The sequence below is a fragment of the Eubacterium barkeri genome (assembly GCF_900107125.1).
Classification (GTDB): domain Bacteria; phylum Bacillota; class Clostridia; order Eubacteriales; family Eubacteriaceae; genus Eubacterium_O; species Eubacterium_O barkeri.
Window position 1 is genome coordinate 53204 of sequence record NZ_FNOU01000010.1, and the last position, 24409, is coordinate 77612.

Here is a 24409-nt window from a genome sequence, read left to right on the forward strand (position 1 = left end):
CTATACCCCCTTCCTGGTTTTACGCAGGAGATAAATAAAAAAGGGACCACCAAAGGCTGCGGTAATAATCCCCACAGGAATCTCCTGGCTGGCCACACTCCGGGCCAGGGTGTCGCAGCATACCAGAAAGGCCCCGCCCAGGACCATGGATAAGGGCAAAAGCACCCGGTGCTTGGGACCCGTGAGCATCCGTACCACATGGGGAACCACCAGCCCTACGAAGCCGATAATTCCGGTCACAGAAACTACTGCCGCCACCACGATGGAAGAGGCAATGAGAACCTTCTTTTTAAGACGCTCGGTATCCACCCCCAGCTGGGTTGCCGTATCCTCCCCTAAAAGCATAATATCCAATTCCCGAACCGTTGTTGCCAACACCACGCATCCCAAAAGCACAAAGGGCAGCACAATAAAGACCTGGTCCCAGCCCGTTCCATTAAAGCTGCCCATGGTCCAAAACATAATGGCATTCATACTCTGGACATTAAAGATCATCAGAAGAGACATAAAAGCAGAGAGACTCTGGCCCACCGCAATACCGGAAAGAAGCAGGCTTCCCACGGGTACCCGCCGTCCCACTCTGGAAATGCGATAAACCAAAAAAATGGTCACAAAGGCCCCAATAAAGGCCAACACCGCCGTGCCTCCCATTCCCATAAAGCTGGTATCAAAACGCAGGACAATGCCGATAGCTGCCCCCAGTGCTGCCCCAGAGGATACCCCCAGGATATAAGGATCGGCCATGGGATTCTTAAAGATCCCCTGATACGCCCCGCCACAGACAGCCAAGGCCCCCCCTGTCAAAAAACCCAGAATAACCCGGGGCAGACGCACATCCCAGATAATGGCCCCGTGGCCTGCACTGGCACTGCTCCCTCCAATGTCAATGCGGAGCAGTTGGTACAATAGAATCCGGTTCGCCTCCCCAAAGGGAATGGACGTAATCCCCATTAAGGTGCAAATATAAATCAGAAGTAAACACCCCACCACCAGCAGGGGCAGGGCGTATTTTTTTAAATGCTTTTTCATTTAATGAGATCCGGGTAGATATCCTGAACAAAGAGCCGTAAGCCCTCTACAATCCGTGGACCTGGGCGCTGCATGAGATCCGCCTCAGGGGAGGTCATTCCGTAGGCATAAATCTGCCCCTTTGCAATGGCGGTCACCTGGTTGAAGCCCGGTACTGCAGCAATAGACTTCGCAGTATTCAAAAACGAGATGTACACATCGGGGTTATCGGCAATAATCTGCTCCACGGACAGCTGGGGCCAGGCGGTATTCCCCGTCGCTGCAATGTTCCTCACATTAATTTCATCCATCATGGACCCCAATAGGGAGCCATTTCCTGCACTATAATAATCCCCTAAATCGATGAACACCGACTTTTGGACACTAACTCCAGCACAAGCATCAACCAGCTTCTTTCGCTCTGCTTCCATTCCCTCTGCCACGGTTTTAGCAGCATCGTTGGCGTTGATCAGCTTGCCAGTGATGACAATATCCCCCATCACCCCATCGATGCTCGTCGCTGAGAACACCACAACCTTGGCCCCGGTATTTTCAAGCTGCTTGCGGACATTGTCATCGATAAAGTCTGTCGCCAACACCAGATCCGGACTCAACCCAACGATTTTTTCCACATTGGGGGCATTGTAATCCCCAATACTAGCCACAGCAGCGGCCTCTGCGGGGTAGTTGCAATAGTCGGTCCGACCCACCAGCCGATCCCCTTCCCCCAGGGCAAACACAATCTCTGTATTGGCCGGCGAGAGGGAAACAATCCGCTCTGGCTGGGCATCCAGGGTCACCTCTGTTCCCAAATCATCGGTAATGGTCAAGGGATAGCTCGTCTGCCCCGATACCACCTCGACCTTCCCAGAGGTTCCACTGTTACTTTGGCATCCGGACACGGCCAATACAATCCCTGCCATCACCAACACACACCACACGACATTCCAAAATTTTTTCATAACGCCCTCCTTCTTCATGACAAATCCAATCAATTCTTCCTACCAACTTATTTTAGAGCATCCCCCCCAAAAATACAAGCGCAATTAAAAAACCGAGACCCAAAGCATCACACTTCGGTCCCCGGCAAATATTACTTACTATATAAGATACGAATGGAATTGAGAATACACAGGAAGGCAACCCCGGTATCTGCAAAGACTGCCAACCACATATTGGCGTAAATCCCCGTCAATCCCAGAATCATCACGATAATTTTGATGGTCAGCGCAAAAACCACATTCTGCCAGGAAATCCTCACGGTCTTCTTTGCAATTTCGATGGCGTCTGGAATGGCATCTAAATTTGAATTCATAAACACGACATCCCCCGCCTCGATGGCAGCATCTGCACCGCTGCCCATGGCAGCTCCCACATCAGCCCCAGCTAAAACCGGGGCATCGTTAATACCATCACCGACAAACATGACCGCACCGATTTTATCCCGAATCCGCCCCAACTCGGCCAACTTGTCCTGGGGCAATAGTCGGGCGTGGACTTCTTCCACACCAGCCTCTGCCGCCACGGCATCGGCACTGTCCTGGGCATCTCCGGTGAGCATGGCTGTTAGGATATGATTGTCTTTAATCCGGGAAATGGCCGATCTGGCCTCAGGCTTAAGGGTATCGGCCACGATAATCTGTCCGACGTAAACACCGTCCACAGCCAGAAGCACCTCAGAGCCCCGCTGTGCCTTAACGCGACCGGCCAGGTCAATGCCCTTGAATTCCATGAGCTTGACATTGCCGCACAAAACCCTCTGGTTTCCCTGGATAGCCACGATCCCTTTACCGGACAGCTCCTCAACAGCCTCTGGGGCATTTAATTCCAGCCCACGGGATTCTGCAGCCGCCACGATACTCGTGGCGATGGGATGGGTGGACACCTGTTCACAGGATGCCGCCAGGGCAAGAAGCTCTGTCTCCCCAAAATTTTCTGTGGGGATGACCTGTTGTACTACAAAATCCCCCTGGGTAATGGTCCCGGTTTTATCCATGACCACCGCCTTAATATTGGCCAAAGCTTCCATAACGACGCCCCCCTTAAACAGGATCCCTTGCTTCGATCCGGCACCGATGCCGCAGAAAAAGGCCAGGGGCACCGACAGCACCAGCGCACAGGGGCAGCTCATAACCAAAAAGCTCAGAGCTGTATAAATCCAGGGGTAAAAGGCCTGTCCCGTAATCAGGGGAATGCCCACTGCGGTAAACAGGGCGATGGCCACCACCACCGGGGTGTATACCCGGGCAAACCGGGTAATGAAATTATCAATTCTCGGCTTGCTGGCGGCGGCGTTTTCCACGGAGTCCAGTATCCGGGTGACCATGGATTCCTTAAGCACCTTTTCCACCCGAATTTTAAGGGCCCCGGAGGTATTGACACAGCCTGAGATCACCTCATCCCCAGTGCTGACTCCAAGGGGTACCGGCTCTCCGGTGACTGCGGCGGTATCAATGCGGCTTTCCCCATCAATGACGATGCCATCCAGGGGAATGCGGTCCCCTGGACGTACCAGGAGGATATCCCCTACCTGGGCCTCCTCGGCACCAATGACTTTGACCGACTCACCCACCAATAAATTAACCGTTTCCGGCCGCAGGTCCACCGCCTCCATAATCTGGCTTCGGCTGCGCTCCACGGCGAAATGTTCAAAGGTTACCCCAATTCGGAAGAATAGCATAACGCCCACAGCTTCCGGGTATTGGGCGATGGCAAAGGCTCCCAGGGTGGCGACACTCATCAAAAAGTTTTCATCAAACACCTGTCCCTTGAAAAGATTCTTAACCGCCGTTAAAACGATGTTTCCCCCTAATACGAGATAGGCCACCACAAAGGCGATGATCAGAGGCAGGGAGTAGGTCTCAATTCCACTGACCTCATGGTATATTTCGACACCAATGAAGAATATCCCACCTAAAATGAGGGAGATGAGATTCAATTGATCCTTTGTGAAAAATCCTTTGGATTTTTGAGCCTCTTTCTTTCGGCCACCTTCTTTTGCCACCAGATGGACCCCATTTTCAATTTTTTGACAGATCGCCTCTATTTCCGGCATCAGACGGTCCTGATTTGCTGCCGTTAAACGCAATTCCCTGGTGGCAAAGGTAATGGAGGCACTGGACACCTCCGGGAGGGTATTAATGCGTTTTTCCATCTTTGCCGCACAATTGGCGCACCCCAGGTTTTCGATGGTGTAGACCCGGACCTCATGGCCCTTGGTCACTTCTCCCCCATCCTGGGTCTCCGGTTCTTCGGAATGATGATGACCATGGTGGTCGTGGCCGCAGTCACATCCTTCATGGTTTTCGTTTTTGGGTTCATGGTCGTGATCATGATGGTCATGACCGCAGCCGCAGGCTTCACCATGGGTATGGTCGTGGCCATGGGTATGCTCTTGTTCTTTATGATGGTTCGACATGGCAATCTCCTTATCTTTTTATATTAACATATGAACATTCATTCATATATTGATATTATGTCACTTTTTTTCCAAAAGTCAAGGCTTTTTGAATATTTTTCACTCACAATTATTCAAAAAAGCCCCCTCCAGAACAATGGGTCCTGGAGAGGGCTTCGGTCAATATTCATTTATTTTTCTTTAACCGTATCCGATGGCTTTTTTTCAGCGCCACAGCCACTGGCATGGGGACAGGAGGCACAGCCGCAACCACAGCCACCGCCTTTCTTTTTATCCCGCACCAGTTTAATGACAATGGCAGCGACAATAGCTAACAGTATTCCGCCAACAATAAAGGTTCCCATAGAGTGTCCTCCTTCCTATTTTTACAATAATTATAATTCCACAGCCTTAGGATTACCCACAGCATCCGCCTTTTTTTCTGGCCGGAAGAGAAGGTATAAAAAGCCGAGAATCAGCAGAATGGCCACCACTGTCCCCAGGGTAAAGGTCCCGGTTAAAATAAAGGTGCCGATTTGATAAACACACAGGGCCACCGCGTAGGCTAAGCCACATTGATAACCAATGGCAAACCAGAACCACTTCGCACTTTGCATCTCTCCTTTTATGGCTCCCATGGCCGCAAAGCAGGGGGCACACAGCAAATTGAACACCAGGAAAGAATAAGCAGAGAAAACAGTAAAGCTGGCCGCCAGGGTACCCCAGACCTCTGCCCCATCTTCAGCCACTTCAGAGAAGCCATAGAGCACCCCAAAGGTTCCCACCACGTTTTCCTTGGCCACAAGACCGGTAATGGCCGCCACCGCGGCCTGCCAATTCCCCCATCCCAGGGGTGTGAATATCCAGGCAAAGGCCGAACCGATGGCCGCTAAAAAGCTCTCGTTCATATCCTCCACCATACCAATGCCGCCATCCACCATGCCAAAGCTTTGGAGAGACCAGACGATGATGGTCGATAGCAGGATGATGGTGCCCGCCCGTTTAATAAAGGCCCAGCCCCGTTCCCAGGTACTTCTCAGTACATCGGATATCCGTGGCCAGTGATAGGCTGGCAGCTCCATGACAAAGGGTGCCGGGTCCCCGGTGAACATCCGGGTTTTCTTTAAAACAATCCCAGAACAAACAATGGCAAAAATTCCAACGAAATAAGCACTGGGTGCCACCCACCAGGCGCCGCCAAATAATGCCCCTGCAATGAGGGCAATAATGGGCAGCTTCGCCGAGCAGGGGATAAAGGTCGTCGTCATAATGGTCATCCGGCGATCCCTGACATTTTCAATGGTTCGAGAGGCCATAATCCCAGGAACACCGCATCCCGATCCAATTAACATGGGAATAAAAGATTTACCCGACAGCCCAAATTTCCTGAAAATCCGGTCCATGATAAAGGCAACCCGGGCCATGTAGCCACAGGATTCCAGAAAAGCAAGGAACAAAAAGAGCACCAGCATCTGGGGTACAAATCCCAGCACCGCACCAACACCGCTCAGAACGCCATCCACTAAAAGTCCGGAAAGCCAATGGGCACAGCCAATGGCCTCCAGCCCTGCTGACGCACTTGGAATAATCCAGGCCCCAAAGAGGGTATCATTGGTCCAGTCCGTTAAAAAGGTTCCCACAGTGGTCACTGAAATATAATATACCAAAACCATCACCGCCGCAAAAATAGGCATGGCGGCGAATCGGTTGGTGACCACCCGGTCAATTTTATCAGAGACGCTCAATTCCCCCCGGGTCTTTTGGGAATGACATTTTCCAATGACTCCCTCAATATAATCGTAGCGCTCCCCGGTGATAATGCTCTCTGCATCATCATCCAGTTCCTTTTCACAATCGATGATATCCTGAGCGATATGCTGGATTGACGGGGCATCAATGCCCAGGGACTGGTGAATTTTTTCGTCCCGTTCGAAGCACTTGATGGCGTAAAAACGCTGCTGTTCTTCTGGTAGATCATGGAGCACTGCCTCCTCAATATGAGCCAGGGCATGCTCCACACAACCACTGTATCGATGCTTTGGAACAACAGGCGCACCGGCAGCCGCTTTTTTGGCTGCTGTAATGAGTTCATCCAGTCCTTCCCCCTTCATGGCAGAAATCTCCACCACTGGGCAACCTAAGGCCTTGGTCATGGCCTGAATATCCACAGTATCCCCGTTTTTACGAACCAGATCCATCATATTGACTGCCACAACCACCGGCAATCCCATTTCCAGGATCTGGGTGGTCAAGTACAAATTTCTTTCCAGATTGGTTCCATCCACAATATCAATGACAACCTCAGGGCGTTCCCCCACCAGGTATTCCCGGGCAACCACTTCTTCTAAGGTGTAGGGGGATAACGAATAAATCCCAGGAAGGTCGATAATGGCAATATCCTTATCCTTCCGGTACTTTCCTTCCTTCTTCTCCACAGTGACCCCAGGCCAATTCCCAACGAATTGATTGGATCCCGTTAATGCATTAAACAGCGTCGTCTTCCCACAATTGGGATTCCCCGCCAGGGCAAGATGTATTCCCATTGATTCCTCCTAAATTAGTTTCACTAACTCTATCGCCAAAAATAATCGCGCATCAGCGCGTTTATTCAACCTCAATCAGCTCGGCATCTGCTTTTCTCAGAGACAATTCGTAGCCTCTGACCGTGACCTCCACCGGATCACCTAATGGGGCGACCTTTCGAACCGAAATCGGTGTTCCTTTGGTGATTCCCATATCCATAATACGCCGCTTAACCGGCCCGATCCCATGGAGCTTGGTGACTTTGACCGTCTCCCCGACCTTTGTTTCTTTTAAGGTTATCAATTCACTTCCTCCTAAACCATGATTTTCTTCGCCATTTCGTGGCTAATGGCCACCCGGGCATCCCGAACACTAACAATGACATTGCCATTCATACGATTAACCACCGTAATGGTACTTCCCGGGATAAACCCCAGATTATTTAAAAATTTCTTAACATCATCGGATCCGCCGATCCGTTTAATCTCACCGGACTCCCCGGTTTTTATAAATGATAAAGGCATCATTCTCTCCTCCTTGGATCAAGATTGATTGTCTGAGCTTACATTGTTTGCCTAAGCTTTCTTCGCATTTAAAGTTTATATCAACTAACTTTGTGCGTCAACACTTAAAATACATTAGAATTATTCCAAAATAACTCCATTCTTGACTTAATCATCAAAAAGTTGTACGCTGTAAATAACCCCCAGGGGGGGTCTTTTGAAATCCTGAAAACCGAATTAAATTGGAGGTACGCCATGAATTCCATTGACCATCGTCTTTCTGCTACTAACTCCAAGGCCTTGGGCTTCGCCCTTCTGGCGGCCTTTCTTTATGCCATCAGCACACCCTTTTCCAAGGTATTGCTCAATACCATCAGCCCTACAATGCTGGCCGCCTTCCTTTACCTTGGCGCCGGTATGGGTATGGCAGTTTTAGGTTCTATCCGGAAATTAGTCGGTCTCGGGCATCAAGAGGAAAGGCTGACCCGTAAAGAGATGCCCGCTATCCTGGCGATGATCGGGCTCGATATTGCGGCACCTATTCTTTTAATGCTTGGTCTAAAGCTAACCAATGCCGCCACCGTCGCCCTCCTTAATAATTTTGAAATTGTGGCAACCGCTGTCCTGGCATTAGTATTCTTCCACGAGGGCATTCCCAGGGGCTTATGGGCTGGCATTGGACTCATCACCCTGGCCAGCCTTCTGTTATCCGCTGAGGACGCGGGTGGGATTTGCCTGAATCCCGGGGCACTCCTCGTTCTTTTGGCCTGCTGCTGCTGGGGTCTGGAAAACAATTGTACCCGGGTCCTCTCCTGGAAGGACCCCCTCCAAATCGTTATGGTTAAGGGCTTTGGCTCAGGTATCGGTGCCTTCGTTATTGCCTTATCCATCGGAGATGCTTTTCCTGCCCTTTCCATTATCCCCCTGATGCTGCTGCTGGGCTTTGTAGCCTACGGCCTGAGCATCTTCTGTTATGTCAGCGCCCAACGGGATTTAGGTGCCGCCCGCACCAGCGCCTGCTACGCCATTGCTCCCTTTGTCAGTGCCGGACTCTCCCTCATCTTGTTTGCAGATGTTCCAGGGCCATCATTTTTCATCGCCTTGGGGCTTATGGTCATGGGTACCTTTCTGGCAACAAAAAAGACCTCCTGATCAGCGGCTGTCCCGCTTCCTCCAGAAGGTCTTTTTTCGTTCATCGTTTTTCAAAATCTACCGTCCGCCCAGTAATCGCCTCGCCTTTAATGACATAATCTACAAAGCAGCCGACGATTTCTGGATCAAACCAGGTTCCTCCCCCGGAGAGCAGTTCCTGCAGGGCAATATCCACAGGATGTCCTGGCCGCTGTGTGCCCCCCTCCAAAGTCCCCGTATAGGCATTGGCAATGGCGCACACCCGTGCCAAAAATGGAATTTCCTCACCAGAGCGTCCGTCTGGATACCCCGTCCCATCCCAACATTCATGATGGAAAAGGGCAATATCCTCTCCAGCCTTGCAAAAATCCGCCGCCTCTGGAAATTCTGCTCCAATGCTGCAAAAAATCTGCTGGCCATAATCCACATGGGCCATCATTCGCAGACTTTCCTCCGCAGTGTAAGACCCCGCCTGCTCCATTAAGCTCTCCGGCAGGAGAATCTTCCCAATATCATGGTAGTCAAAAGGAGAAAGCCCCCGCCACAGCAGAGTCCTTTCCATAGCGCTTAAATCCATGGCCATCAGGATCATGCGCATATACTGGCCAGTACGTTGGCAATGCCGCTGCATCCCCTGGGGCAGCCGATTAAAGTAATTGTTCATTTTTGTCTGTCCTCGATGCATACTCCACCTCGTTATTCGTATGACAATTTTATCAGATTCTTAATAGCCGCACAAGGTACCCTTTAGTTTTTACTTACATTTGTCAAAAAATACCGTTTTTCTTATTTTAAAACTAAATTTTCTTAAATCATCCTTTGATATGTAATAGCTATCATTACACAATATATTGTGATATTCTCTTGACTTTTCAGTCGCAAGCCACTATACTTAGTACAAGTAAATAATATCATCAAGTGATCGATTCAAAATCGATAAGAGGAAAATCGGGTGAAATCCCCGTACGAACAGGTCGCTGTAATCAAGGAGTACGCCACAGATGCCATTGCGAAAGCGAGAAGGCGCGGTATACGATGAGATGGAGTCAGAAAGCCTGCTTGATGATATCGGAAACCATTCCCTGCTCAGATGGCGTTTCTGGATGGCGGTTATTGCTGTGCGCAATGCCCCATCACGTAATGGAGTCCCAGGGAGCACTCCATTTTTTAATGTCTTATAATCCTAAGGAGATCCTATGAAAATCATCAAGCGCAACGGCACAGAAATGACCTTTGATATTACGAAAATTATCGCCGCAGTGGGCCGGGCCAACGCTGTCGTCCCGGAAAACCAGCGTCTCACCCGTGACCAGATTACCCAGGTGGCAGACGCTGTCGAACAGGTCTGTGTGGCCCGTCCCCATGCCATGAACGTGGAAGAAATTCAGGATCTGGTTGAGAATGAAATCATGGCCCAGGAGGCTTATGAGGTAGCCAGACAGTATATCACTTACCGTTATGTGCGGACCCTTAAGCGGTCCAGCAACACCACCGACGATAAAATTCTCAGCCTGATTGAATGCAATAATGAGGATGTGAAGCAGGAAAATTCCAACAAGAACCCCCGGGTTAACAGTGTTCAGCGGGATTATATGGCCGGTGAGGTCAGCAAGGACCTCACCATGCGGATGCTCCTGCCCACTGCCATTGCCGAAGCCCATGAGCAAGGCATCATCCACTTCCACGATTCCGATTACTTCGCCCAGCATATGCACAACTGCGATTTGGTGAACCTGGAGGATATGCTCCAAAACGGGACCGTCATCAGCGGGACCCGCATCGATAAACCCCACAGCTTTTCCACAGCCTGCAACATCGCTACCCAGATCATCGCCCAGGTAGCCAGCAGCCAATACGGGGGACAAAGCATCAGCCTGACCCATCTGGCTCCCTTTGTGGATGTCAGCCGTCAAAAGATCCGCCGCAGCGTCACTGAGGAGATGGCCGATTTGGGCATCACCCCCACCGATGCCCAAATGGATGCCATCACCGAAAAACGTCTCCGGGAGGAAATTAAGCGGGGCGTCCAGACCATCCAGTATCAGGTGGTCACTTTAATGACCACCAATGGCCAGGCTCCCTTTGTAACAGTGTTTATGTATCTTGGAGAGGCCCGGAATCCCCAGGAAAAGACAGACCTGGCCATGATTATTGAGGAAACGCTTCTCCAGCGTATCCAGGGCGTGAAGAATGAAACAGGGGTCTGGGTGACCCCCGCCTTTCCCAAACTTATCTATGTCCTGGAGGAAGACAACCTGAAAGAAGGGACCCCCTTCTTCTACCTCACCCAGCTTTCTGCGGAGTGTACGGCCAAGCGTATGGTCCCGGATTACATCAGTGAAAAGGTGATGCTGGAGAGCAAGGTGGATGCAAATGGTGAGGGACACTGCTATACCTGCATGGGCTGCCGCAGCTTTTTAACCCCCTATGTGGATCCCGAAAGCAAAGCCCCCAAATATTATGGTCGCTTTAATCAAGGAGTGGTTACCCTGAATCTGGTGGATGTGGCCCTATCCAGTGGTGGAGATCTGGATCGTTTTTGGCAAATTTTTGAGGAGCGTCTGGAGCTATGCCACGAAGCCCTGCTGTGCCGGCACAACCGCCTGAAGGGTACCCTTTCTGATGCCGCCCCTATCCTCTGGCAATACGGTGCCCTGGCCCGTCTGCCCAAGGGTGCCCCCATCGACCCCTTGCTTTACAATGGCTACTCCACCATCAGCCTGGGTTATGCCGGACTCTACGAATGCTGCAAATATATGACCGGAAAATCCCATACCGATGCGGCAGCTACCCCCTTTGCCATGGCGGTCATGACCCGGATGAACGATGCCTGTACCACCTGGAAGGCGGCTCACCACGTCGATTTCAGCCTTTACGGCACCCCCCTGGAATCCACCACCTACAAGTTTGCCCGTTGCCTGCAAAAGCGCTTCGGCATCATCGAGGGCATTACCGATAAGGGCTATATCACCAATAGCTATCATGTCCATGTCTCCGAGCCCATCAATGCCTTTGCGAAGCTGAAATTTGAAAGCCAGTTTCAGAAGCTTTCCCCAGGCGGTGCCATCAGCTATGTGGAAGTTCCGGATATGCAAGGCAATATTCCAGCGGTCCTCAGCGTCCTCCAGTTCATCTACGATAATATCATGTACGCAGAGCTGAACACCAAGTCGGACTATTGTCAAGTCTGTGGCTTTAGCGGAGAGGTTGTCATCGTTGAGGATCAGGACGGCAAGCTGGTTTGGGAATGCCCCCAATGCGGTAACCGTGAAGAGGACAAACTCAATGTCACGCGCCGGACCTGCGGCTACATCGGCACCCAATTCTGGAACCAGGGCCGTACCGAGGAAATCCGAGACCGGGTCCTGCACCTTTAGGAGCATCCATGAACTACGCAGCCATTAAATACTACGATATCGCCAACGGCCCCGGGGTACGCACCAGCCTTTTTGTCTCGGGCTGTACCCACCGCTGTCCCGACTGTTTCAACAAAGTAGCCTGGGATTTTGACTACGGTACTCCCTTCACCAGGACCGTAGCGGCAGAAATCATCCATAGCCTGGCCCCGGATTACATCACGGGACTCACCATCCTTGGGGGCGAGCCCCTGGATCCCCGGAACCAGCCGGCCCTTTTGGACCTGGTTGCGACTCTGAGCCTCAGATATCCCCATAAGGATATCTGGTGCTATACCGGATACGTCTATGAAAAGGACCTCCTCCCCGGTGGACGGGCCCACAGCGATGTGACCGATGCCCTGCTAAGCCACATCGCCGTGCTGGTGGATGGTCCCTTCATTAAAGAACAGGCCGACATCAGCCTTCGATTTCGGGGATCCTCTAATCAACGGATTTTACAGCTCTCCCAGGGGAGGATTGATCATAATTGTGCTTAAGAACCCAAAAACTGTTCCTTAAAATTGCTTTAGGGTCGCCATCGCCCTGTTTCACGACTAAGCGTGCTGGACTTTGATGGCCTTGCCGCAGAAGAGTATAATTATATCCGAGCAGACCTTGAGAAAAAAAGAAGCTCCATCATTCCCCGAATTTCATTAAAGGGAATATGAAAGCTGTATACCAGGTAGTAGCAGGCCGATGCGCAGGTCTTTTTGGTTGTCATAGGTGGTCATTTGTTCTTGGTTCATGGGTCAATCCTTTTGGGGATGATCCGCGGCTAACTTGAAGCCGATGAAGGGTTTACTGGTTCCGATGGGATGGTTGATTGCAGCTTCGTAGGCTTTTGGGTTTTGTGAAAAAAGTTCTATGGTCATTTCATTTCCTCATTCTTTATTAATATCCATTTTTAGACAATTAATCTTATTTTTCCTTAAATAATATTTATAATATACATTAACGAAAGTTTAATATTAATAGTCTATTACTAATTAATTTAAGGAGGGCCCCTACTCGCACCAGGACCATAAATTTGCTTAAATGCAGCACAATGTCTTTACGCTGCGCGCCAATCGGTTTATAATGGAGGAAATGAAACTTTAGGAGGAATCCCATGCGTGAAACCACCAATATCAATCTGCGGATTGAAAAATCCTTGAAAGCCCAGGCCGAAGCCTTGTTCTCAGAATTCGGCATGAACATGACCACGGCCATGACGGTCTTTTTACGTCAGGCTGTCCGGGAGCAAGCCATTCCCTTTCGCATTGCGGCGGATGTCAAGCCCACATACCCTAACCTTCCTGTGGATATGGATGCGGTGAATCAGTACACCAGCCACGAGGAATACGTAGATGCCAAGCTCGCAGAAGCATCGCTTTTAGCAGCGGAGGACCCCATGCGATACAGCCTCTCTGATTTAGATGCTTTCGTACAAAAGCGTTTGGAAGACTACAATGGATAAACTTTTCATCACTGCCCAATTCTTTGACGACCTTGGTGGCATCATGGATTATATCACCATAGAATTAGGTAACCCAGATGCTGCCAGACGTTTCTATGAGACCCTTCGGGCCGCCATCATCAAACGCGCAGAGTATCCCACCGCTTTTGAAAAACGGGTCATCCCGAATTCGGACGAGCCGTACTACCGCATCTACGTCGGCAATTACACCGCTTGGTATGTGGTGCGTCCTGATGAGGTTATGGAGGTCCGACGCTTATTATTTAGCGGCGCCCAGCAGCTGATTTGACACCAAGGCCGGATGGCCTGCCCCCCAAAACGAATATTAAAATACCCGCCTATAAATACCAAAATATATTTATAGGCGGGTATCCTTTGCTTTACCGGTTATCCAACAGGCGCTGATAATCTCCCTCACCCTCCACGAGATACAGACATTCGTACTCCCCGTCCAGGCATTCCCGCATATCCCGGTCTGCCTGAAAGGCCACACAGGTCCCGCAGCTGGAGGACAGGGCCCGGAGGGTAGGCATCATCACTGCCTCTATCCCCGCAGCCCCCAGGCTTCGGTGGGTTTTCACCGCAGAAAAATGGGTGTGGAAGGTGGCGATATAATCTTTCACTTTTTTAAATCCAGCCGGTACTCCCCGGCATCCTCCGATACGGTCACGGTGTAGCCCTGATGCTCGGCAAATCGGGTGACATTCTCCATGGCGACGGGGTTGTCCACTAACACCGATACCTCTGCTGGCTCGCCCACCATTGCTTTTTTTACCATCACCACCGGAATGGGGCAGGACAGCCCCCGTGCATCCACTGTATTATCCATTGTATTCATCCTTTCAATCCTCCCAAAATCCTAAGCCTGTTCCCGGGAATACATCACCGCAATGATGGCGACAATGACAAATCCCACAGCTACCGCAATTTGTCCATTAAAGGTGGGGCCCTTTCCCGAAGCTGCTAACCCAAAATTATGGGCGAAGGCCGCTCCAGCAATGAGTCCCAAAACCACCATAGCGGAATCCGAATTCCCTTCTCCTGTTAAAATCAGCTGGCGCAGAGGGCAGCCCCCAAGGAGGGTAAAGCAAAGACCGGACAGGGCCATTCCCAGGAAATTCCACAATCCATCGGTATGAGCGATGGGCTGGTCCACAAAGCCAAGATTAAAGGTCCCCAGAATTAAATTGCCCACCAGAACCGTGGCAATAATTGTCAGAAAAACCCACAGCATCCGAAATTCTTTAAACATGATGGCATCCCGAATACCGGCTACCGTACACACCCGTTGGCGTTGACAGACAGCGCCCACCAGAATACCCCCAAGGAGAGCCGCCCAAATGGGTGCATACATGGACCCCGGCCCCTCAGTGCTAAGTTTAAACAAAGAGGGAATGGCCAGGGAAAGGACGAAAAGCCCCACCAGGACTACGGTAAATCCAATGCCCTCTACCTGGCCCATCTTATAAGCCCGGCGTAAGTTGAACCCCTTATTGAGGGCAAAAATCCCCCCTAATATCCCAACAACAAAGCCTGCCAATCCCACAATGGCATTTAAATCCCCGCCGCCGATGCGCAACATCATCCGTAGGGGGCAGCCTAAAAACATGAGGGCACCGATCATCGCCACCATCCCCAGTAAAAACCGGGTAAAGGGTGCCGATCCGCCCTTGGGATTAAACTCCTTACTCAGCACTGCCATGACGAAGGCCCCAATGAGGAGCCCCACGATTTCCGGCCTGAAATTCTGCACGACACCTGCGCTGTGCAGAGAACATGAACCAGCAATGTCCCGGAGGAAACAAGCAATGCAGAACCCCATATTTCCGGGATTCCCCAGAGCCGCCAGGGCAATGGCTACACCGCCAATGAGCACGCCGCTCAAAATAAACACCCCATTCTTTTTCATTCTAAAAATTACCTCTTTCTTTTATTATTTCTCTCATCTATGTTAAACTGTCCTTATCGATATACTACTTACAGGAGAACGATATGGATAGATTATATTTTGATAATGGTGCCACCAGCTTCCCCAAGGCTCCGGGCCTTGGAGCTGCCGTTGGCCACTATCTGGAAGATATTGGTACAAACATCAACCGCTCCAGCTACGCGGCCGCCACCACCGCTGCCTTAACCGCCCTGGAAACCCGGGAACAGCTAGCCCGGCTTTTCCATTTTGGTGATCCCTCCCACGTGATTTTCACTTCCGGGGTCACCATGAGCCTGAACCTGGTTATCAAAGGGCTTCTTAAGCCGGGAAACCACGCTATTGTCAGCAGCATGGAGCACAATGCCACCATGCGACCCCTGGTCCAACTGGCTGCCCAGGGCGTCACCTTCGACCGGATTCCCGGGGATGATCGGGGCCAGTTGGATGCCCAGTCCATCATCCCCCTTATCCGCCCCAACACCCGGCTGATCGCCTGCCTCCACGCCTCCAATGTCTGTGGGACTCTGCTGCCCGTGGCGGAAATCGGACAAATTTCCCAGGACTATGGTATTCCCTTTTTACTGGACACCGCTCAAACCGCCGGGCACATTGATATTGACTTTAAGGACCTGGGGCTCTCGGCCCTGGGATTCACCGGACATAAGGGCCTTCTGGGACCACAGGGTATTGGAGGCTTACTCCTAACCCCAGAACTGGCCCAAACCCTCACACCCCTGATTGCCGGAGGAACTGGCAGCGCCTCAGATTCCGAAGAACTGCCAACTTATATGCCCGATCGTTTTGAAAGCGGAACCCTGAACCTGCCAGGCATTTACGGCCTCCATCATTCATTATGTTTTTTGGAGGATAACGACTGGCAAAAAATGCACACCCTCGAAATGGAACGGACGAAACAATTCCTCGACGGTGTGTCTGTGCTCCCCAATATCCGCAGGGTGGGTCTGCCCGGGACCTCCGGCCGGATGGCCGTCGTCTCCCTGGACTTCACGGACCGGGACAATGCCATGGTGGCCCATCGCCTCAGCAGCGAATACGGCATTATGACCCGGTGCGGCCTCCACTGTGCCCCCAGTGCCCATCAAACCCTGGGGACCTACCCCCAGGGCAGTGTCCGCTTTTCCTTTTCGGCCTTTAATACCGCCCAGGAAATCCATCAGGCCATCACAGCCCTGGAAGAGATTCTCCAGGGTGGTTCATGCCGTTAACGGCCTGGGCGAATTTTAATTTTGCATCCCGGGATGGCCTCCGTAACTGCACCGATCCACTGGACCCCCGGGACCTGGTCCTGAAGCTCCCGGTAGAGGGCCTCGGCATCTGCCGGATCCACTGCCATAAGCAGGCCACCAGAGGTCTGGGGATCGAAGAGGACATCCACCATGGCCCGGCTGATTCCCTCATCCACAGTGACTTCTGCTTCACAGAAACTGCGGTTGCGGTACATCCCTGCGGGCAAAATCCCCATCTCAGCCAGCTCCAGGGCCTGGGGCAGCACCTCGATGCCATCCGTCCAGATCTCCAGCGAAGCATCACTGCCCTCGGCCATTTCATAGCCGTGGCCCATGAGGGAAAAGCCCGTCACATCGGTGCAGCTGTGGACCCGGTATTTAACCATAACATCCCGGGCGGCCTTGTTGAGGGTGGTCATTTGAGTCATGACCCGCTCCAGATTTTCGGGCTCTACCATATCCACCTTGGCCCCGGTGGTGAGGATTCCCACTCCCAGGGGCTTGGTCAGGATCAGCTGATCCCCCACCTTGGCACCACTATTGCTTAACACCTTGTCTGGATGGACAAAGCCTGTGACGGACAGGCCGTACTTGGGCTCCTCATCGATGATGCTATGGCCTCCCGTAATAATGGCTCCGGCCTCATAAACCTTATCATACCCACCCCGGAGCACCTCGTGGACCGCCTCCCGGGGCATGGATTCCGTTACGCAAAGAATGTTCATGGCCAATTTAGGCTCACCGCCCATGGCATAGACATCACTTAGTGCGTTGGTGGCCGCAATCTGCCCAAAAAGGTAGGGATCATCAGCAATGGGTGGGAAAAAGTCCAGGGTCTGGACCAGGGCCAGCTCCTCACTGATTTTGTAAACCGAAGCATCATCGCTTTTATCAAAACCTACAATGAGGTTTTCGTCCTGATGAACCTTTAAATCCCCTAATAATTCCGACAGGGTCCCTGCCCCTACCTTTGCCCCACACCCAGCGCATTTTGCCAATTTCGTCAGTTTAATGGTTTCTTCCATATTTTTCTCTCCATCTGAATTGATCTCTTTACCATCACTTATTGTCCTTCACACCTTGTTTATTTCGCAGATGCAGGATTGCTTCCAAAACGGCCCCGCCTACTGCCCGGGCCTCTGCCGAGATGGTAAAGCAATCCTCAGGCTGACAGTCCGGGTCGATTTCTCCGGCCTTCATGCCATGGTGCACTGGTGTTCCCTTGGGGAGGATTCCCCTTAGAATACCGGACACCCGTGCTGCCACGGGGAGATCCCCGGTCTGGGCAATGATTTCCCCCTCTTCTACCCGCTGTCCGATTTCCCGCAATGGGTAAAAGAGCCCGCTGCCAGGAGCCCGCAGCATCCGCAGCTCCCGGGGTCCGTTATTCCGCTCCGGCAGTTCCGGGGGCGCCAGGGCACATCCCTGATAGTACACCTTCCCCAAATGATGTCCCCGGGAGGCTTCTACCACCGCATGGCAATCCTCCTGGACCTTAAATCCCGGCCCAAGGGCAATGACCAGATCCCCATCGGTGATGGCCGTCCCGGTATTGTATTTCGCCATAACGGCATCCACCAGAATACACCCCTGGCCACTGCCATACCAACCGCCATCCCGGGAGGGTACTACCGCAATGTCGCCATTTTCTAAAGCCGCCCCAATCTCATCGACACCAGTTCGACGGGCCACGACACCTTCAATCTCTGCCCTGCCTTCACCAATGGCCCGGGAGAAGGCCACCCTCCGGCGAATGGTGGTCGGTTGGGTAATGTCCGTCATGATGATTTCAAACCCCGATTGATGGAGCCGATGGGCCACACCCGTTGCCATTTCTCCCGCTCCCTTTATAATGACCCGCATAAGTACCTCCCAACACCTTGTACTAAATCCGCAATTGACGATGTACTCTCCCAAATGATATACTTTTTTAAAGAGTCATTGGATTATTTAAGTCGTTATTCACAAAAGAGAATAACACTTGATGACAATTCTGTCAAGAATCTTATCTTATCAGCAGTAAAAATTTCTCAGTTGTTAGAAAGGCAGAGCATGATGCAAGACCTTCATTATTCGATTCAAATCCGATTATTTCGGGATGAAAAATTTTTCGGCCCCGGCATTGTGGAGCTGCTCCAGCGCGTGGACCAGCGTCACTCCCTTCGAGCCGCTGCCATCGAAATGGGAATGGCTTATTCCAAAGCCTGGCGGCTCATTAAAACCGCCGAAGAAAACCTGGAGTGCAAACTCCTCAACTCCACCACCGGTGGGAAGGGCGGAGGTGGTGCAGAGCTCACCCAGGAATGTCGGGCCTTTATGGAAAAATACCTGCGCTTTGAAGCCCAGGTCCGGGCTTATTCGGAAAAGGCCTTCGCCCATGTTTTTCAGAACGAAACCACCTAAAAAAGAACAGCACTACTCTGCTGTCCTTTCCATCTTTTTTTGTGTATCCTCCTGCCTCGTGGGGCGAATGATCCGCAGTTAAGGCGTATGCTTCTTCTGAAGGGCATCCAGATCCATGCGGTCAATGATCTCCAAATCCCGCAGGCCGGCCCGAGATTCCATGTGATGGCGCATCTCATGGCGGAGTACCCGGCGCATCTCATTAATGAGGGCGGCCCGGTCCAAATAGCCAAAAACAGCCTCGAAGCTGCCATAGTAAATCCGGATGCCCCGACCCAGGGCATTGATGACGAATTCCCCCATGATGTACAAGGGCACTGAAATCTTCTCCGGGCTTTTCTTCGCCGTCTCCTCAATCATGATCTGCATGTTTAAATGATCAAAGAATTCCTCTGGCAGCTCATCTGCCAGCTTTTGCATTTCTTCGGTAAATTCATCAATGGTTAAGGCGATCATATGTCCTCCTCATTCAAAATCCGTTATGGTCCATACCATACCATGGATGCCTTAAGAATGATCCATCCTGGCTTTATTTGCTGATGTATAGTTCTATTAATTCTTTCAGGATAGCCTCTTTTTTACGCCCCACGATCCCCAATCGCTTTAAATTTATAGTCTCTGCCTCCAATAGGTATTCAGCATTTCTTCCACGACTTCCTCAATACGCTCATCCTCTATCTTCTCTTTCCAATTACCAGGATTGCCTGTGGCATAACAATCCACTCTTGGTGGATTCAGCATCGAGTATTCCGACAAAGCCTGGTCCCCTGCAACCAGCACGGTTGTACAGAAAAAGCTGCCCGCTCCTTTCCATGAGCAGACAGCTTTTTAATGTAATATGGGACTGACGGTTAAATCCCTTTGGCGATATCCCCCCGATGGAAGGCGCCGTCAAATTTGATTTTGTCTACCTGGCTGTAGACCTGCTGACGGGCTTCCTCTACCGTTTCACCCAATGCGGTGACGCAGAGGACCCGGCCACCGTTGGTGACCAGTTTTCCATCCTTTAGGGCCGTGCCAGCATGGAACACCTCGCAGCCCTCCACATCCTTGATGCCGGTGATAACCTTGCCCTTTTCATAGGCGTCAGGGTAGCCGCCGGAGGCCACGACGACGGTGACGGCGGCCTGGTCTTTCCACTGGATGTCACAATCGGCCAGGCACCCGTCGATGCAGGCTTCCATGATGTCGATGATATCGGATTCCATGCGGGGCAGAACCACCTGGGCTTCGGGGTCCCCGAAGCGGACATTGAATTCCAGCACCTTGGGTACGCCATCCTCAATCATCAGGCCGATAAAGAGAATGCCCACAAAGTCCATGCCATCGGCGATGAAGCCGTCGATGATGGGGGTGAGGATTTCTTTTTCGATGCGCTGATTCAGAGCGGCATCGGAGAAGAGGGCGTTGGGGGAGTAGTTCCCCATGCCCCCGGTGTTGGTGCCCTTATCGTCATCGTAGGCGCGCTTGTAGTCCCGGGCGCTTTCCATGGGGACGATGGTCTTCCCGTCCACGAAGCAGAGCATAGAGGCTTCGGTTCCGGTGAGGAATTCCTCGATGACAACCTTATCCCCGGCTTCGCCGAAGGCCTTGTCTTCCAGCATCATCTTCATGGCGGCCAGGGCGTCTTCCTCGTTTTCCGGAATGACAACGCCCTTACCGGCGGCCAGGCCATCGGCTTTGATGACCATGGGGTAGCCGTAGATGCCCAGATCCTTAACGATGTCATCATAGGCAGTGTATTCCTTATACAAGGCCGTGGGGATGTTATGGCGGAAGAGGAATTCCTTGGTGAAGGCCTTGCTGCCCTCAAATTGGGCGCATTTGGCATTGGGCCCGAAGACCCGGATGCCGGCCTCGGCCATGGCATCGGCCATGCCCAGGACTAAGGGAACCTCTGGGCCGACGACCACCAGGTCGATGCCCTTTTCCTTCGCAAAGGCCACACAGCCGTCGATGTCTTCCACGGACAGGTCCACACAGGTGGCAATGTCTGCCATGCCGCCGTTGCCCGGAGCACAGTAGATTTCATCTACCCGGGGACTTTTGGCGATTTTCCAGGTAAGGACGTGTTCCCGTCCGCCAGAGCCGATTACCATTATTTTCATCGATTATTCTCCTTAATTAACTATGCTTAAAATGCCGCATCCCCGTGAATACCATGGCGATGTTGTTTTCGTTGCAGACGGCAATGGAATCCGCATCCCGTCCGGCGCCGCCGGGCTGAATGATGGCGGTGATGCCAGCTGCAGCTGCGGCCTTGACCACATCATCAAAGGGGAAGAAGGCATCGGAGGCCATGACAGCCCCTTTGCAGCGGTCTCCGCCGTGTTCCACACAGCTTTCCATGGGCCAGATGCGGTTGACCTGTCCGGGGCCGTTGGCCACCAGGCATTTATCCTTGGCCAGGGTGATGGCGTTGGATTTGGTGTTCTTGACGGCCTTCCAGGCGAAGAGGAGGTCGGCCATTTCTGCGTCACTGGGGGCACGGTCGGTGACCACTTCCAGCTTTTCGTAACCCTGGGTATCCCGTTCCTGGACGAGGAGTCCTCCCATGACCTTCTTGGTTTCGTATCCCGGTTCGTTGTGGAGGATATCCTCTAACACCAGCAGGCGCAGGTTTTCCTTGGCGGAGAGAATCGCCTTCGCTTCATCGGTAAAGCCGGGGGCCACGATGACTTCGAGGAAGATTTCCACCATCTGGCGGGCGGTATCGGCATCGATTTCCCGGTTGGAGGCGACGATTCCCCCGAAGATGGAGGTGGGGTCAGCTTCGTAGGCCTTACGGTAGGCATCGGCGATGGTGACATCGCTGGCCACCCCGCAGGGATTGGCATGCTTCACCGCAACGATGGTCGGTTCATCCTGGTATTCCTTCAGAACTTCCAGAGCGCCGTTGGTATCGTTAATGTTGTTGTAGGAGAGCTCCTTGCCCTGAAGCTGAAGGGCAGAGGTCAGGGTCCCTACATTTTTACCAATCTCCTTATAGAAAGCAGCCTTTTGGTGGGGATTCTCGCCGTAGCGCAGGTCCTGGACTTTTTCGTAAGTGAAGGTAACCTTGTCCTCGACCAGCAGGGCCTTTTCCACATGACCCCGGAGGTAATCGGAGATCATGGTATCATAGGCTGCAGTGGTTTCAAAGACCTTCAAGGCCAAATTATACCGGGTCTGGTAGGTGGTGTAGCCCTCATCTTCAATTTCCGAGAGGACAGTGGCATAATCCGCCGGATCCACCACGACGGTAACATCATTGAAATTCTTGGCCGCAGAGCGCAGCATAGTCGGACCGCCAATATCGATGTTTTCAATACAGTCCTCAAAGGCAACCCCATCCCTCATCATGGTGTTTTTAAAAGGGTAAAGGTTGATGACCAGCAAGTCGATGTTTTCAATGCCCAGCTTCTGACATTGCTTTTGGTGCTCCTCATTGCTTCGGATGTTCAAAATTCCACCGTGAACTAAGGGATGGAGGGTCTTCACCCGTCCGTCCAGACATTCCGGGAATCCGGTGATTTCCGAAACATCCCGAACCGGGACCTCAGCCTCCCGAAGGGCGCGGGCGGTGCCGCCAGTGGACAGGATATCCCAGCCCTGGGCTACCAGCTTCTGTGCGAATTCTACAATCCCTGTCTTGTCTGATACTGAAATTAATGCTCTCATGGTTTTTGGTTTCCTCCAATACACAGGCGTGATGCCTGAATTTTATCCGTTTTCCATACAAAAGCCGGATGCCCGTAAATGGTACCGACTTAATCCCTGACGATGCGGACATGCCGGCCGTCCACGCTGACCCGGCCCAGGCAGAACTGCTCCACTACCCAGGGCAACAGCGTATGCTCCACCGCAAGCACTCGCTTCTGGATGCTCTCCGGGGTGTCATCGTCCAGTATATCCACCACCCGCTGGGCGATGATGGGGCCGCCGTCGGCTTCCTCATTGACAAAGTGCACGGTGGCACCGGTGACCTTCACCCCGTAATCGTACACGGCATTGTGGACGTGCATCCCATAAAAGCCCTCGCCGCAAAAAGCGGGAATGAGGGCAGGGTGAATATTAATAATAGCCTGGGGATAGGCTGCCACAAAGTTTGGGGTGATGATACGCATAAAGCCGGCCAGAACCACCAGCTCCACACCAGCAGCCTGTAGGGCGTCCACCATCTTCCCATTGAAATCCACAACACCGTCGCAGTCGGCTTCCACCACCACGGCAGTAGGGATGCCGGCTGACCGGGCCCGGGTCAGGCCGTAGGCTTCGGGATTATTGGACAGCACCAGGGCGATTTCCCCGGTTTTGCCATGGACCCCGTCGATCACGGATTGGAGGTCCGTCCCCCCGCCGGATACTAACACACCGATTTTTAGCATAGTATAATCTTGTCCTCACCCACAACAATATCCCCCAGAATCACAGGCTTTTCGCCCTTCTTCTGGAGATGGGCCACAAAGGCGTCTGCCTGGTCCCCAGGCAGAGCCACCACCAGGCCAATGCCCATATTAAAGGTGGAATACATGGCAGCATCCTCTACCTTCCCCGCTTCCTTTAAGAAGGAGAAAATGGGCAAGGGGGCAATATCCCGGGTGCTGACCCGGGCGCAGAGGCCGTCGGGAATCATCCGGGGGATGTTTTCGTAGAAGCCGCCGCCAGTGACATGGCTCATGCCCTTCACTTTAAAGGGAAGGATGGCATCCTCCATGGCCTTGACGTAAATCCGGGTGGGTGTAATGAGGGCTTCCCCCAGGGTCCCCCCTAAATCCTCAATATAGGTGTCCACACTAAGTCCCAGGTCCTTAAAGCAAAGCTTACGCACCAGGGAAAACCCGTTGGAGTGGACACCGGAGGAGGGCAGCCCTACCAGAACATCCCCTTCGGCGATTTTCTGGCCAGTGACAATGTCATCCTTATCCACCACGCCCACGGCAAAGCCCGCCAAATCATAGTCTTCATTACTGTACATATCGGGCATTTCGGCGGTTTCCCCGCCGATTAGGGCCATTCCGCCCTGGACGCAGCCCTCGGCTACCCCAGAAACGATTTGAGCGATTTTTTCGGGATGATTCTTCCCACAGGCAATGTAGTCTAAGAAGAACAGGGGTTTTGCACCCTGACACAGAATATCATTGACACACATGGCCACGGCGTCAATACCGATGGTGTCGTGCTTGTCCATCATAAAGGCGATCATGAGCTTGGTACCCACGCCGTCTGTACCGGAAACCAGCACCGGTTTTTTGTACCCTTCTGGAAGCTCAATAAGTCCCCCGAACCCTCCCAGATGGGATAACACATACTCATTAAAGGTCCGCTTGACGTCGTCCTTCATCAGTCGTACGGATTCGTAACCGGCCTCGACATCGACACCGGCGGCTTTATAAGCACTATTATTTGGCATTTTCTCTCCTTCTCATACCTT

Annotated in this window: 26 protein-coding genes and 1 riboswitch; of the genes, 7 read left to right on the forward strand and 19 right to left on the reverse strand. The window is 52.2% G+C overall.

Annotated features, from left to right (window positions below; genetic code table 11):
• The 7 genes from BLU30_RS07400 to BLU30_RS07430 form a co-directional block, all read right to left on the reverse strand.
• Window positions 1-1029 (reverse strand): FecCD family ABC transporter permease, encoded by a 1029-nt coding sequence (locus BLU30_RS07400; protein WP_090245108.1) that lies wholly within the window; start codon window positions 1027-1029, stop codon window positions 1-3.
• Window positions 1026-1970, reverse strand: coding sequence for an ABC transporter substrate-binding protein (locus BLU30_RS07405; RefSeq protein WP_090245110.1), 945 nt, complete (start codon window positions 1968-1970; stop codon window positions 1026-1028). The genes BLU30_RS07400 and BLU30_RS07405 overlap by 4 nt, the downstream gene beginning before the upstream one ends.
• Window positions 1971-2101: 131 nt before the next feature.
• Window positions 2102-4426 (reverse strand): heavy metal translocating P-type ATPase, encoded by a 2325-nt coding sequence (locus BLU30_RS07410; RefSeq protein ID WP_090245113.1) that lies wholly within the window; start codon window positions 4424-4426, stop codon window positions 2102-2104.
• A 170-nt stretch (window positions 4427-4596) separates the two neighbouring features.
• Complete coding sequence (locus BLU30_RS07415; protein WP_090245115.1) at window positions 4597-4770, reverse strand: FeoB-associated Cys-rich membrane protein; 174 nt, start codon at window positions 4768-4770, stop codon at window positions 4597-4599.
• 30 nt (window positions 4771-4800) lie between these two features.
• Complete coding sequence (gene feoB / locus BLU30_RS07420) at window positions 4801-6948, reverse strand: ferrous iron transport protein B (RefSeq protein WP_090245117.1); 2148 nt, start codon at window positions 6946-6948, stop codon at window positions 4801-4803.
• Window positions 6949-7009: 61 nt separating this feature from the next.
• Window positions 7010-7231: a FeoA family protein gene (locus tag BLU30_RS07425; protein ID WP_090245120.1), complete on the reverse strand. Its 222-nt coding sequence runs from the start codon at window positions 7229-7231 to the stop codon at window positions 7010-7012.
• Between the two features lie 11 nt (window positions 7232-7242).
• Window positions 7243-7455, reverse strand: a complete 213-nt coding sequence (locus BLU30_RS07430; RefSeq protein WP_090245122.1) for a FeoA family protein — start codon at window positions 7453-7455, stop codon at window positions 7243-7245.
• A gap of 231 nt (window positions 7456-7686) precedes the next feature.
• On the opposite strand from BLU30_RS07430, the gene BLU30_RS07435 reads away from it, so the two are divergent.
• Window positions 7687-8583 carry a DMT family transporter gene (locus BLU30_RS07435; RefSeq protein ID WP_090245127.1) on the forward strand — a complete coding sequence of 299 codons (897 nt, stop codon included), beginning with the start codon at window positions 7687-7689 and terminating at the stop codon, window positions 8581-8583.
• Window positions 8584-8623: 40 nt separating this feature from the next.
• Here the strand turns inward: BLU30_RS07435 and BLU30_RS07440 are convergent, their stop codons facing one another.
• Window positions 8624-9226: an HD-GYP domain-containing protein gene (locus BLU30_RS07440; protein WP_176770864.1), complete on the reverse strand. Its 603-nt coding sequence runs from the start codon at window positions 9224-9226 to the stop codon at window positions 8624-8626.
• Between the two features lie 235 nt (window positions 9227-9461).
• Window positions 9462-9639: riboswitch (cobalamin riboswitch) on the forward strand.
• Between the two features lie 119 nt (window positions 9640-9758).
• Between BLU30_RS07440 and nrdD the strand changes: the two genes are divergently transcribed.
• Together nrdD and nrdG are read left to right on the forward strand one after the other, a co-directional pair.
• Entirely contained in the window at window positions 9759-11939 is a 2181-nt protein-coding gene (nrdD, locus tag BLU30_RS07445; protein WP_090245133.1) for an anaerobic ribonucleoside-triphosphate reductase, read from the forward strand.
• 8 nt (window positions 11940-11947) lie between these two features.
• Window positions 11948-12457, forward strand: a complete 510-nt coding sequence (gene nrdG / locus BLU30_RS07450) for an anaerobic ribonucleoside-triphosphate reductase activating protein (protein ID WP_090245134.1) — start codon at window positions 11948-11950, stop codon at window positions 12455-12457.
• Between the two features lie 252 nt (window positions 12458-12709).
• Here nrdG and BLU30_RS14625 read toward each other — a convergent pair whose 3' ends face one another.
• Window positions 12710-12832: a hypothetical protein gene (locus BLU30_RS14625; protein WP_278286244.1), complete on the reverse strand. Its 123-nt coding sequence runs from the start codon at window positions 12830-12832 to the stop codon at window positions 12710-12712.
• A gap of 236 nt (window positions 12833-13068) precedes the next feature.
• On the opposite strand from BLU30_RS14625, the gene BLU30_RS07455 reads away from it, so the two are divergent.
• Both BLU30_RS07455 and BLU30_RS07460 read left to right on the forward strand, forming a co-directional pair.
• Complete coding sequence (locus tag BLU30_RS07455; protein ID WP_090245136.1) at window positions 13069-13416, forward strand: type II toxin-antitoxin system RelB/DinJ family antitoxin; 348 nt, start codon at window positions 13069-13071, stop codon at window positions 13414-13416.
• Complete coding sequence (locus BLU30_RS07460; protein ID WP_090245138.1) at window positions 13409-13705, forward strand: type II toxin-antitoxin system RelE/ParE family toxin; 297 nt, start codon at window positions 13409-13411, stop codon at window positions 13703-13705. Before BLU30_RS07455 ends, BLU30_RS07460 begins: the two co-directional genes overlap by 8 nt.
• Before the next feature lie 91 nt (window positions 13706-13796).
• Here BLU30_RS07460 and BLU30_RS07465 read toward each other — a convergent pair whose 3' ends face one another.
• From BLU30_RS07465 to yedE, 3 genes are read right to left on the reverse strand one after another with little or no spacing between them, the layout of a single operon-like run.
• Complete coding sequence (locus BLU30_RS07465) at window positions 13797-14039, reverse strand: putative Se/S carrier protein (RefSeq protein WP_090245141.1); 243 nt, start codon at window positions 14037-14039, stop codon at window positions 13797-13799.
• A complete protein-coding gene (locus BLU30_RS07470) occupies window positions 14036-14254 on the reverse strand; it encodes a sulfurtransferase TusA family protein (protein ID WP_242873541.1) in 219 nt (72 codons plus the stop codon). The genes BLU30_RS07465 and BLU30_RS07470 overlap by 4 nt, the downstream gene beginning before the upstream one ends.
• Window positions 14255-14275: 21 nt before the next feature.
• On the reverse strand, window positions 14276-15325 hold the full coding sequence (yedE, locus tag BLU30_RS07475) for a YedE family putative selenium transporter (RefSeq protein WP_090245145.1): 1050 nt from the start codon (window positions 15323-15325) through the stop codon (window positions 14276-14278).
• A gap of 83 nt (window positions 15326-15408) precedes the next feature.
• Between yedE and BLU30_RS07480 the strand changes: the two genes are divergently transcribed.
• Window positions 15409-16572, forward strand: a complete 1164-nt coding sequence (locus BLU30_RS07480) for an aminotransferase class V-fold PLP-dependent enzyme (RefSeq protein ID WP_090245148.1) — start codon at window positions 15409-15411, stop codon at window positions 16570-16572.
• Here BLU30_RS07480 and selD read toward each other — a convergent pair.
• Window positions 16569-17618, reverse strand: coding sequence for a selenide, water dikinase SelD (gene selD / locus BLU30_RS07485; protein ID WP_090245150.1), 1050 nt, complete (start codon window positions 17616-17618; stop codon window positions 16569-16571). The two genes, BLU30_RS07480 and selD, sit on opposite strands and share 4 nt — an antisense overlap.
• A 34-nt stretch (window positions 17619-17652) precedes the next feature.
• A complete protein-coding gene (gene yqeB / locus BLU30_RS07490; RefSeq protein ID WP_090245153.1) occupies window positions 17653-18456 on the reverse strand; it encodes a selenium-dependent molybdenum cofactor biosynthesis protein YqeB in 804 nt (267 codons plus the stop codon).
• A gap of 189 nt (window positions 18457-18645) precedes the next feature.
• Here yqeB and BLU30_RS07495 point away from each other — a divergent pair, with 189 nt between their 5' ends.
• Window positions 18646-18996 (forward strand): winged helix-turn-helix domain-containing protein, encoded by a 351-nt coding sequence (locus BLU30_RS07495; protein ID WP_090245155.1) that lies wholly within the window; start codon window positions 18646-18648, stop codon window positions 18994-18996.
• Window positions 18997-19074: 78 nt separating this feature from the next.
• On the opposite strand, the gene BLU30_RS07500 is transcribed toward BLU30_RS07495, so the two are convergent.
• The 5 genes from BLU30_RS07500 to purM all read right to left on the reverse strand — a co-directional run bounded on the left by BLU30_RS07500 (window position 19075) and on the right by purM (window position 24388).
• Window positions 19075-19452, reverse strand: coding sequence for a metallopeptidase family protein (locus BLU30_RS07500; RefSeq protein ID WP_090245157.1), 378 nt, complete (start codon window positions 19450-19452; stop codon window positions 19075-19077).
• A gap of 395 nt (window positions 19453-19847) precedes the next feature.
• On the reverse strand, window positions 19848-21104 hold the full coding sequence (gene purD, locus BLU30_RS07505; RefSeq protein WP_090245159.1) for a phosphoribosylamine--glycine ligase: 1257 nt from the start codon (window positions 21102-21104) through the stop codon (window positions 19848-19850).
• A gap of 16 nt (window positions 21105-21120) precedes the next feature.
• A complete protein-coding gene (gene purH / locus BLU30_RS07510) occupies window positions 21121-22656 on the reverse strand; it encodes a bifunctional phosphoribosylaminoimidazolecarboxamide formyltransferase/IMP cyclohydrolase (protein ID WP_090245160.1) in 1536 nt (511 codons plus the stop codon).
• A gap of 89 nt (window positions 22657-22745) precedes the next feature.
• The gene (gene purN / locus BLU30_RS07515; RefSeq protein WP_090245162.1) at window positions 22746-23363 is read right to left on the reverse strand and encodes a phosphoribosylglycinamide formyltransferase; all 618 of its coding nucleotides are present in this window, start codon (window positions 23361-23363) and stop codon (window positions 22746-22748) included.
• The gene (gene purM, locus BLU30_RS07520) at window positions 23357-24388 is read right to left on the reverse strand and encodes a phosphoribosylformylglycinamidine cyclo-ligase (protein WP_090245163.1); all 1032 of its coding nucleotides are present in this window, start codon (window positions 24386-24388) and stop codon (window positions 23357-23359) included. The genes purN and purM overlap by 7 nt, the downstream gene beginning before the upstream one ends.
• Window positions 24389-24409 lie beyond the last annotated feature (21 nt).